The sequence below is a fragment of the uncultured Parabacteroides sp. genome, assembly GCF_902493135.1.
Lineage (GTDB): Bacteria > Bacteroidota > Bacteroidia > Bacteroidales > Tannerellaceae > Parabacteroides.
Map to the genome: position 1 here is coordinate 127,163 of NZ_CABUOD010000006.1, position 11,492 is coordinate 138,654.

Here is an 11,492-nt window from a genome sequence, read left to right on the forward strand (position 1 = left end):
TTATGGATGAAACAATACAAAAATATATCAATGAATTCACTGAATTTTGGAGAATTAAATCTGATGAGCATGACTTTTGGAAAGCTTTAGCCATTAGCTATATTGAGCAGGATTTTAAAATGGATAAAGCACACAAATTTATAACACAGATATCTTTTTATCCTAAATTGATAGAGACTCTTGTTCGTGTGTTAAAGAAAATGAAGGAGGAGAAGAAAGTGGAAATTAATTTAGAAATAACTTTCTTTTCAACACTATTACCTCGACATTATTGGAATTTTCCTGTAATGTATAAAAATAACAATGATATTCATTCCATTGCAGTTGATTTTTTGGACGACTATAGAGCTCAAATTCATAATTGCATTCAAGAAAATGGAGAAATATCGGTTAATATAAAAAGAATTTTATTTTTAGCACAAGATAGTTCAATAAAAACATATAAAGGAGAAAGTCGATTGTTTCTTTATAAGGAATTTGAAAAAGACTTTCATTATTACTGTCCGGAAAAAGCAATTAAAAGAAAGTGGAAAGAAATAATTGCAGAGAAGCAAGAAAAACTTACGAGTTTGGAGGAGTATTTATTTGATATGGATACAGCTACGCTGATTGGAAATATAAAAAATGAAGATCCTTCTAAACAAAGATGGCAAGATGAATACCTTTATCTTTTAACAAATAAACAAAAGAAGGGGCGATTATCTGTAGGTGATTATTATATAAATCAATTGCATAGTAAAGATACAGAGGAAAATGCTAGATATATAGTTGTATGTAATAAACTTGCAATGGAACGGGGGACTCTTAGAAAAAAAGGATATTGTTTGGAAGAAAATTTGCCTTCGATATCGCCAGATTTGTCATATATAAAAATAACAACAAAGGAAACAGATGGTAACCCAATATCCACCTCATATATCCTAGATACATATATGGATATTAAGCAAGGAATTGTAAAACTTCAAGTAATTAAAGATGATGAAAAGGCTAAAGTTATGTCTGAAGCTATACATAAAATTATCGGCTTATCAATGCCCATAAAAAATAAATATACCCATCCCAAGAGAAAGAGTGAAAATATAGATAGAAATCAAGCTATTAAAATTTTAAATGATTGGAAAAAGACTCTTCCAGGTGCAAGTGGAGTAGTAGAAACGGTGTTAAAACTTATCGAAAAGCCGAAATATAGTGCTGAATTAATTAAAATTGTAAATGGTTCACAAGGTTCTTATGAGTTAGTAGCATCACAACTAAAAAATATAGAGAATAAATTATGAAATGGAGTGTATCAAAATTAGAGGAAAGAATATATCCTCGAGTATTTAATAAGAGGTATTATAGAATATGGGATCTTTTATCAATCATTCTTATCTCAATATACACTAACAAGTTGGCGGGAGAGAATATCAATATCCATTTTAATGCGGATTATATTAAAATATTTAAGTATATACTCTCTGCATATTGTATCATCAGTTTTGTTCTATTGTATTATTATTTATTAGATTTAGACAAAGATATTCAAGACAGGATCTCAAAGAACTATATTGATAATTATGACTCAACATTTAAAACTCATCTTTCTCATGATAGAATCAAGATAAGATTTTATTTAATATCAATTTTTGTATCATTATTTATATTTTGGTGTGTTTAATAATATAGTTTAGTTATGCAGATAATTGTTAATATAATTCTTACAATGATGATTTATTTATTAATTGCATATTCTTTTTCTATAATATATGCAACTACTAAATTTTTTCATATTGCTCATGCTATAACTATAACAATGGCAGCATATTTTACATATTATTTTTCGAAAAATTTATTTGTACCGCTTTATTTAGCTATGATTCTATCTGCAATTTTCTCAACTTTCTTTGGGGTATTATCCCATATATTTATATATAAACCTTTGAGAGAGAAAAATGCTACTTCAATGGTTTTATTAATGGTTTCTTTAGGACTATATATTATCTTCCAGAATATTATTTCGTTGATTTGTGGTGATAGTACAAAGAGCTTTAGATTGGAAAAAATTATAGCAGGTCACGAATTATGGGATGCCCGTATTACAAATATTCAAATAATTACAGTATTATTGGTTGGAATAATAATTAGTGGTGGTGTGTATTTTCATAAATATAGCAAAATAGGAAGAAATATTAGAGCAGTTTCAAGTAATTCAGAATTAAGTGATATTTTGGGTATAAACTCAAACGCTATTATTTTGTGGGCATTTGGGATAGGTTCGTTTTTAGCAGCAATTGCAGGTATTTTAGTGGCATGTGATACAGATATGGTTCCATCGATGGGATTTAATTTATTGCTATATGGAGTGGTTGCTATGATCATTGGAGGGATAGGAAGTGTATGGGGATTGGTGGGAGGATCGTTTTTATTAGCGGCAGCTCAACATATTTCTTCATATTATATTGGTAGTCAATGGATGGATGCTATAGCATATATAATTTTGATTATATTCTTATTATGTAAGCCATTAGGTATTAGTGGTAAACGTTTAAAAAAGATTGAGATATAGTTATGGAATATATATTACATTTATTAATCTTAATTGCCATTTACATTATGTTATCCCAAAGTCTAAGTTTATCAGCGGGGTTTGGGGGGTTAGTATCTTTGGCACATGCTGGATTTTATGGAATTGGTGCATATACTGCTGCTATTTTATCTGTAGTTTTTCAAATTCCATTCGGCATTATAATAATTATAGCTTTAATTTTAAATGGATTAATAGCTGTAGCAGTTGCTTCTATAGCATTAAGAACAGTAGAAGATTATTTTATTATTTGTACTTTAGGAATCCAAGTAGTTGTTTTTTCAATTATGAATAATTGGATTTCAGTGACTAATGGACCTTTGGGTATTCCAGGAATACCAATATTAACTGTATTCGGAATTTCGTTTGCTAATAAAATCACCTTTTTATTACTCACTTTATTTTTTACTATTTTGATTTACTTTTTATTGAAATATGCAACTCATTCAGCATTTGGAAAAACATTGCTTAGTTTAAGTGAGGATGAAATTTTCACATCATCGCTTGGTAAAAATGTTTATTTAACAAAATTAACAGCTTTTGCTCTTAGTGGAATGTTAGCTGCTATTCCAGGAGTATTATATGCTTATTATATTTCTTATATTGATCCTAGTAGTTTCACAGTGAATGAATCCATTTTCATTTTGTCAATTGTCATTTTAGGAGGGATGAAGAACTTTAAGGGATGTATTTATGCTTCGGCGTTTTTAATTATTTTGCCTGAAATATTAAGATTTATTGGCTTCCCTAATTCTATAGCCGCTAATTTAAAGCAAATTATCTATGGTATTGCTCTAATTGGAATGATGTATAGATATTGTTTTTTAATGAATAGAGCAAATGCTCAAAATCAATAGACTGGAACTGGTGAACTTTAGTGAGTAGCGAATGTATTTAACGCAATAAAATAATAATATGTAGCATACTATATAATATTTATAGCATATCGTATGCTACATATTATTTATTTGTTAATCTTTTGATTGCTCTTCTTTATATTGGGCTTTTGCTTTGTTTGTTTCCGCCTTAAATTTTTTCGCAAGAGCTTTAATTTCTTCTTTGGTTGGATTCAAATTCTTATTCTTAATCAATTCATTAAAAATGAGTCCTATCGTATAAGTAAAACTAAAAGCTATAGCAGGTCCAAGCAATTGTTTGACGAAAGGAAAGATCGAGGAAAGGTTTAAGAATACTGTATTTCCTGCAAATCCCAATCCAATAGTACTTAAAAGTCCGGCTGCAATAGATTTTGTTATTTTAACTCCCTGAATATTTCCTATATGAATTATCATACCAACTTGAACAGGAGCGATAAGAAATGAATCAATTAGAGGAATAGGCTGAAGGCAGATAGCAGCGGCCGCACCAGCATAATATTTTATTATAGCTTTAGCCTTCTCTTCCAAAGATATAGCATTTCGATCCAGTATCAAAGACAGAATTTCTGGAAGTCTATCATTAATAGCTTTTTTAATATTATCGACGCCATATTTCGGATCACTTTGAAATTCTCCCGCACAAAAAGGGAAAATTAGCTTCGCATATTTATATTGACTAAATACAGGAATTGTAGATAAATAATCTAAATAGCTTTTTATAAATGCCTCTTTAGCTGATGATGGATTATCCAAATTTAATTTAGGAGGAAGAGGTTCTTTACTTGGTTTTGCACAATCAATTTTGTTTATGACAATTAATACAGGAATGTTAGACAATAATTTTTCAGCGTTCCATTTATTCAGAAATTTTTCTTCTAACTCCAAGGCTTTATCATTACAAGCTAAGACCATAATGAGCAGATGAGCATCTGAAGCAATTTTATTAATATTTTCCATATAGTCCATGTTATCAATATTTGGAGAATTAGCTTCTCCAAAGCCAGGTACATCAACTATAATCATATCACCCATTTCTGTAGCGAATATAATTTCTTCATTCTTTTTTGTACAAGGTTTTGCATCTTCAGCTACTGGGCACAAATAATAATCGGTAATTGCATTTATTACAGAACTTTTCCCAACGCCTGTTTTCCCTGCCATCACAATTTTGAGCTTGGGAGTTGATTTATTAACATTTTTCCATAGCTCGTCCATTTTCTTCTCATCAAGTTCAATGTTTTCCATAAGTATATCCAATTTATTAGTTAGTAGTACTATTTTATTATAAGAAAATCTTTCTATTTGTTGGTTTTCAACAATTTAGGCTTTCCTTGCAAAGATAGTAACTCTATTTTATAAATAAATGGATTTAACTGAATATTATTGGTAAAAAAACAACAATCAACATTTTTACAGTCGGATAACTATTCTGCGGATATAATCTAAATATATCCAAAGATGAAACTTTTGCTGAAACGAAAATTCAAGGGGCCGGATTATACTATCGGCGACCTTTTTATCGACGGGAAGTTCTTTTGCAATACGCTGGAAGATACCGTCCGCATTTTACCTCTGCTTTGTTTTGATACGGCGCAAGGTATCAAATGCCGGTGCAAAGAGAAGGAATATGCCCGCACCGCTATTCCCGCTGGGTGTTATAAAGTGAGTATGACACGTAGCCCACGCTTTAAACGGGTATTACCTTACCTGCACGATGTACCGCACTTTTTGGGTGTTTTAATCCATCCGGGAAACGATGCGGAAGATACAGAGGGTTGCATATTGGTAGGTAAGAACAGTGTAAAGGGGAAAGTCCTGGAATCCCGTGCCACTTCTGACAAGTTGAATGAGATTTTAAGCCGGGAGAAGGAAATTACTATCACTATTGAGTAATGGGGAAAAGCCGGAAATTAAAGGCTCCTGAACAGCTTCACATTGACTTTTGCCCGTCCCCCAAGCAATACGAACTCTGGAAGCTGTTGCAACCGGAGTGTCCATTGTGCGGGGGCACTATCCGGCAACAACTGATTGGTTACGATATAAACCATAACCCGCAATACAAGCCGTTTTGTTACCAATGTAACAATATGAATGTTCCTCAGCTTGTGCTGGGTGGCGGAGCCGCAGGCGGTGGTAAATCGTACATCGGTAGTGTCTGGATTGTGAGTAGTTGCCTCCGGTTTGAAAATATTCGAGCCGTGGTTGGTCGTAAAACGCTGAAATCGCTGAAGGAATCGACGTGGAATACTATCCGGATGATTATCAAGAAATGGGGGCTGGTGGAGGATGTTCATTACAGGGTGAATAACATTGAGGGGACACTGACATTTTGGAATGACTCAGTGATTATAATGAAAGAACTCGCTGACATTCCCAGTGACCCCAATTTTGAAAGGTTCGGTTCTTCGGAATACACTATTGGATTTATCGACGAGGTGAGTGAAATCTCGCAACGTGCCGTGGAAGTCTTGTTTTCCCGTTTACGCTGGCGGACACACGAAACGTTCATGGTATCTAAATTACTACTGACGACCAATCCTACGACAAACTGGGTGCGTAGCCGATTCGTGCAGGACGACAACGGGGATAAGGCGATTCTTCGGGAAGGTGAGTTTTATGTGCCTTTCAGTGTGTTCGACAATCCGGACATCGCTTTCCGACAGACCTACGAGGCTGCCCTGAATAAGATTTCAGACCAAGCGACGAAAGAAAGACTATTGTATGGGAACTGGGATTTCGTGGAGTCGAACGATATGGCTGTTTACAACAAGTTTGACGGCGTTAAACATTTGATTGCCGGTTTAAAAGAACGTGTGTACGATCCGACCAAACCTTTGATTACCGTATGGGACTTCAATGTAGCACCGCAGATGTCCGTGTTGCTTGCACAAATCGATTACGAAAAGAAGAAGGTGTACATCCTGGAGGAGGTATTGGGCAAACCACAGGATAAGGAAAATAACACTCCTGCACTGGCCCGACGGATGCAACAAAAACTATATCGGGAAAAACATATCGGCGGAGTGGACGTAACAGGTGATCCTTCGGGATTGCAACGTTCTACGGCCACAGAGGACGGTATTAATAACTACACGGTTATTCTCGATACTTTGGGTAAAGGCGTTCTTCGTCCGAAGCTAAAGTTACTTAAAAAGCAACCCCCGCAAGTGATTCGTTGCGGATTTGTCAATGAGGTATTTACAGGATATAACGGATGGACGGTAGAAATAGACCTGAAATGCCGGAAACTGACCGAGGATATGATTTACCAACAGAAAAATGAAGACGGCACTAAGGCGAAGCATAAGGTAACAGATGCGAAGACCGGGATGAAGTTCGAGAAATACGGTCATCTGTCGGACTGCCTGGATTATCTGCTATGTTATTATCTCCGGGATAGCTGGTATAAGTATAAAAGCGGCGATAATAACAGTTCAGTGGTTACTACCGCCGTAATTCAAGAAGGATTTAATTATTAAACGAATATGTACAGACGATTTTTAAACGATTCAGACTATCTGGGAATTATCACGGCAGAAGCCCTTTCCCAAATGACACGCAATAATCCGGAGCGGTTTATTCAGGCGGAGGAGTCCGCAGAAATGAGTATTACCGAATATCTCAGCGAGAATTACGAGATAGAACAGGAATTGAACCGGGGGAAATACATCGCCGAATACGACCGACGGATAACCTTTCCAGTAGGCGCCTATATTTATCAGGAAGGGCGTATCTACGAGGTTATCCGCTCGATTAGCGGCTATAAAGCACCGGCTACAATGATATACTGGGCAGAACACGACGATTTTAATCTCAATGTGGATGAAGTGGTCCGGTATTCGCAGTTTGCCACTTATCATACCGGGGATATTGTGAAATACAATGATGTGGTTTTCCGTTGTATGGAAGATAACGGGTTTCAGTTCGGGAATATCCGCATTCCAATGGTTGTCGGGTGGCAGGAGAAAGAAACCGCCGAATGGTTGCCGGTTCCGTATGAAGTATGGGATGTGGTGTCGTTTGAGGGGGCTTTTTATGCGTTGCTGACACTGGAAGGGTTTGACAACAATATCAACCCGATGGAGTCGGATTGTTGGGGGGCTGTAGCTGATTATGATCCGAGTTATAACGATTATGAACTGGAAAGGCACGAGTATGTAGTTTATGAAGGCCGGGTATTTTATCCGGGTATGGATGTCAATGCCGATGTTCCTATCGTAGGGCATAATATCGCGTTGAATGATCCCCGAAATTATAATATCAAAAAACACATGGTACGGTTGGCTGTGTACGAACTGACAAAGCTAATCGCCCCGAATAATGTGAGTGCCGTTCGGATGAAGGATTATGAAGATTCAATGAAATGGTTGAATGACGCTTCCAAACTACGGCTTAATCCCCAGATACCTCGTAAATTGGCCGAAGACAAAAAACCGATAACAGACTGGCAGCTAACGACGTTTCAGACTGATTTCGACCCTTATAAAAATCCGTGGCTGACTTAATATCCGGGATTAATTGCCTAAATTTAGCTGAATTGATTACCTTTGCATTGTAATTGAAAAAACGGATGCTTATAGAATAGATTTCGAAACAAAAACATACGAATTGCTGTTTAACCTCCCAAAGCGACCAAGAAAATGAGAGAAAAACAGTAACAAGGCATTAGACAGCACGTGTTAGGGTATAGCACGGAGCTGGCTTGTGTCTTGTGGGTTGCTTGGTCGCACCTGGGGAGGTCTTGTTGGTTCCGTGCTTTTTTATGACTTTCCTCGCAGTTCTAATACCCTAAAAGACCAGGCAAAGATGAAGATTATAAAGGAAAAAGCGGTTGCCTTTGTTGGCAACGGTGACTTGATTACCCCCGATAATGTTCCAGACCGGAATCTGGAAAATGTAATCCGGACAGAATTGTTTTATGTCATTGAGGAGTTATATAATGAAGGGAAAACTATTTTTCTTTCTGAAGCAAGGAGTGGCTTTGAAATGCTGGCGGCAGAAGCTGTTCTGGACTATGCCCAATCCTATCCGAAAGTCCAACTGTATGTTGTGATTTCATCCGAAAAGCAGCAGGTAGATTATTCTTATAAAGACCAGTTACGTTATAAACGAATTTTAGGGAAGGCAGCCGTTCGTGTAACTTTGGATGGATTTCCCCATAGGGCTGATTTTCTGGCTTCGGAAGTCGTTGTTTATGGAAACAGCCAGGAACCAATAATAAAACATCTTTTGGAAAGAGCCGAAAAGGAAGGCATGGAAATATGGAATATGTATGACGGCATAGAAGACTATTTCTCCATTCAATCTCCGGTGAAACAATTTCTTCAAGAGTATCCGGATGTTTCCAGTTTTAAATACGGTCGTGAGGGACTGATTTTCCGGGGAAATAACCAGCCGTTCCCTGTGCCGTTTTCTGATATTACCCATGTGGAGAGAAAAAATAATCGTTTGTGCTTCACGCTGAGGGATGGTATGGTAATTATGGCTTCGTTGTTATCGGATGACTGTTATGTCAGGTTGCCACCGTCTGATTTTGATGTCAGACCCTTTTGCTGAGGTGTGATTTTTGATTTTTTTAGTCTCTGAAACCCTTAATGAAGACAGTACTTTTATTCTCTTGAACAATAAGAAGATAACAGTATATAAGTATGTATATATTAATCGAATAAGGCTTCTGGCGGGCTGTTTTTTAAGGAGTAATCGGACATTATTTTTCCATTTAAAGTGCTATCTTTGCGCATCTAACTAAAAAACTTTAAAAAATGACTAAAGCAGATATTATTGATAAAATCGCTAAATCAACCGGAGCGGAGAAAGTTCAGGTTTTTTCTATCGTTGAAGCGTTTATGGAAAATGTGAAAGGCTCTATGGCTTCGGGTGAAAATGTTTATTTGAGAGGGTTCGGGACGTTCCATATTAAGCATCGTGCGGAGAAGGTGGCACGAAATATATCGAAAAACACTACGATTGTTATTCCGGCTCACAACGTACCGGCTTTCAAACCGGCAAAAGAATTTGTGGATAAGGTTAAGGAAAGCAAGTGAATAATATAGCGAAATATAATCTGAAAACTTTTGCAATATCAGCCATCGGGTTGATATTGCTGTTTTGTGTGCTGACTTATATAAGCGCTCCGAAAACCGATGGGTTTGAGTTCAGTTCCATTAATCCGTTGGGCTTCCTGGAAGGTGCTGTGTTTGCGCTGGGCTTTGGTCTGGGATTTCCGCTTTGGCTGTCGGTAATTGTGATTAGTGCCGTTTCGTTTCTTATTTTCATGGCGTTTTTGTGGCTTTGCCGCAGATATATTAAATGATAAAGGACATCATTTGGATGCCCTTTATCGCTTTCTGGTTCTTTAATATCCGTATGCCTTTTCTACCTGTTTGTCTATTACATCTTCTGTCGTATTTTTAAAGTAATGCTTGTAAATGGTGTTAGGACTATTACCAGCCATTTGAGCTACAATTATGGGGTGGATATTATTGTCTATCATCTTTGAGATAAACGTACCACGAGCCGAATACCACGTCAATTTGCCTTTGTACTTTATTAGCCCTTTCACTTTTTTGAGTGTCTTGTTTACTTTATCACATAATCTTTTCAGGCGGCCTCTTTTTTGTGCCTCTGTTTGATGTTTGTGGGAGAATACCGGCAATAAATAATCTCCATAGCACTTGTCTTTGTAGCGGTCTACAATAGCCTGAGCTTTCGCTGTGAATTTCATACGAGCCGTTTTAGGGAATTTGATACGCTCGTAGTTGAGTCTGCCGTCTTGGTCGATGCAATCTTTAGTCAGATATGCCACGTCGATATTAGCCATACCGCCCGTGTAATAGCTAAACAGAAAGAGGTCGATGTGGAATAGTTCTAACCGGGAAAAAAGACTTCTGTCGATGTTTTCGATTTTAGTGATTATATCAGCCGGTAAAGTTTTGGGGACAAAAGGCTTTGCTTTGGCCTTTGGCTTTGACTGTTCAAAAACAGTGAGGTCTATATCCGGAATGCGCATTTTGTCTGCATAGAATAGTAAACCGTAGAATTTACGCATACGGCCATATAGATTTCCCTCGTTGTGCCGTTCTGCTGCCCGCTTCTGAATAAAGAATACGTAATCGTTTACGAACTCGGTGGTGATTTCGTTGAAGTAGTAAGTAGAGAACGCCCGTTCGTATTTCTCAATGGTGAACTGGTTTAAGGTCGTGCGCAAGTCTTTGTAGGAACGAGCCGTACCAACACTGGATAACACTTGTCCGTGTTTGATACGCTGCCTCTTACTTATCTGTTCAATGATAAGATCGAGTGCTTTCGCTACAGAAATTACTTTTACTTCCTGTTTTTTCTGTTCTTGAACGTCGAAGTGATGCGACCATTGTACAGGAGCCCAAGGTTTGTTTTCTACTTCCCAGTCTTCTGCCACTTTCAGGTATTTTGTTTTGAGGTCGAGCAGTCGTTTGTTTTTCTCTACCGCCTCGGACGACTTAGATGTGAAGCACTGGGTTTCGTTATCCCACTCACTGAATGGTCCCGTGATGCTTAATACTTTCGGAACCCTGGCATAACCCGTTTTGAAGAAAATCATTTCCAGTTTGACTAACTGGGGAGATTTGGGGTTCTCCTTACCCTTGATTGTTAATGAAAACATAACGCATTAATTTAATTGTGTCCATTTGGCATCAGTTGTCCTTAATTGTCCTTAGTTGACCTTAATCGGACTACATGAAAGCCTACATCGTAGAGTAGGAGTTTCTACCAAAAAAGGGTTATTTTGCCTTTAATTAGCTTTTTGGGCTATAACCCTGCCTTGCACAATTTAATTAATGCGTTATTGTTCAGTAAGTTACGATAATATCATCGTAAATAGTCAAAAAGAGGGGTATCAGTTGTTGAGTTTTCGTTTGTCCAAAGATATGCATTTTTCGATGAATAGTTTCTTCTTTGTCTTTTATTTTCATCAACCGCATCATTTATCCGGTATCTGCCGCCAGGCGGTGGACGATCATCTGCCGTGAAGCAGACGGTCATCTGCCGTGAAGCAGACGGTCATCTGCCGT

The 11,492-nt window shown here is 37.1% G+C and carries 10 protein-coding genes; 8 read left to right on the forward strand and 2 right to left on the reverse strand.

What is annotated here, in order from left to right:
- Positions 1–2 precede the first annotated feature (2 nt).
- The 3 genes from RDN79_RS04615 to RDN79_RS04625 all read left to right on the forward strand — a co-directional run bounded on the left by RDN79_RS04615 (position 3) and on the right by RDN79_RS04625 (position 3,420).
- Complete coding sequence (locus tag RDN79_RS04615; protein WP_298552871.1) at positions 3–1,277, forward strand: hypothetical protein; 1,275 nt, start codon at positions 3–5, stop codon at positions 1,275–1,277.
- A gap of 395 nt (positions 1,278–1,672) precedes the next feature.
- Positions 1,673–2,545 (forward strand): branched-chain amino acid ABC transporter permease, encoded by an 873-nt coding sequence (locus tag RDN79_RS04620; RefSeq protein ID WP_298552872.1) that lies wholly within the window; start codon positions 1,673–1,675, stop codon positions 2,543–2,545.
- A 2-nt stretch (positions 2,546–2,547) separates the two neighbouring features.
- Positions 2,548–3,420, forward strand: coding sequence for a branched-chain amino acid ABC transporter permease (locus tag RDN79_RS04625; RefSeq protein ID WP_298552873.1), 873 nt, complete (start codon positions 2,548–2,550; stop codon positions 3,418–3,420).
- A gap of 114 nt (positions 3,421–3,534) precedes the next feature.
- On the opposite strand, the gene RDN79_RS04630 is transcribed toward RDN79_RS04625, so the two are convergent.
- Positions 3,535–4,686, reverse strand: a complete 1,152-nt coding sequence (locus RDN79_RS04630) for a GTPase (RefSeq protein ID WP_298552874.1) — start codon at positions 4,684–4,686, stop codon at positions 3,535–3,537.
- Positions 4,687–4,899: 213 nt separating this feature from the next.
- Between RDN79_RS04630 and RDN79_RS04635 the strand changes: the two genes are divergently transcribed.
- From RDN79_RS04635 to RDN79_RS04655, 5 genes are all read left to right on the forward strand, one after another.
- Entirely contained in the window at positions 4,900–5,334 is a 435-nt protein-coding gene (locus tag RDN79_RS04635) for a DUF5675 family protein (RefSeq protein ID WP_298552875.1), read from the forward strand.
- Complete coding sequence (locus RDN79_RS04640; RefSeq protein ID WP_298552876.1) at positions 5,334–6,920, forward strand: phage terminase large subunit; 1,587 nt, start codon at positions 5,334–5,336, stop codon at positions 6,918–6,920. Before RDN79_RS04635 ends, RDN79_RS04640 begins: the two co-directional genes overlap by 1 nt.
- 6 nt (positions 6,921–6,926) lie before the next feature.
- Positions 6,927–7,946 carry a hypothetical protein gene (locus RDN79_RS04645; protein WP_298552878.1) on the forward strand — a complete coding sequence of 340 codons (1,020 nt, stop codon included), beginning with the start codon at positions 6,927–6,929 and terminating at the stop codon, positions 7,944–7,946.
- A gap of 301 nt (positions 7,947–8,247) precedes the next feature.
- Positions 8,248–8,997: an SLOG family protein gene (locus tag RDN79_RS04650; RefSeq protein ID WP_298552879.1), complete on the forward strand. Its 750-nt coding sequence runs from the start codon at positions 8,248–8,250 to the stop codon at positions 8,995–8,997.
- Positions 8,998–9,203: 206 nt separating this feature from the next.
- Positions 9,204–9,485 (forward strand): HU family DNA-binding protein, encoded by a 282-nt coding sequence (locus RDN79_RS04655; protein ID WP_298552880.1) that lies wholly within the window; start codon positions 9,204–9,206, stop codon positions 9,483–9,485.
- Between the two features lie 311 nt (positions 9,486–9,796).
- On the opposite strand, the gene RDN79_RS04660 is transcribed toward RDN79_RS04655, so the two are convergent.
- Entirely contained in the window at positions 9,797–11,083 is a 1,287-nt protein-coding gene (locus tag RDN79_RS04660) for a phage integrase SAM-like domain-containing protein (protein WP_298552881.1), read from the reverse strand.
- Positions 11,084–11,492: the final 409 nt, after the last annotated feature.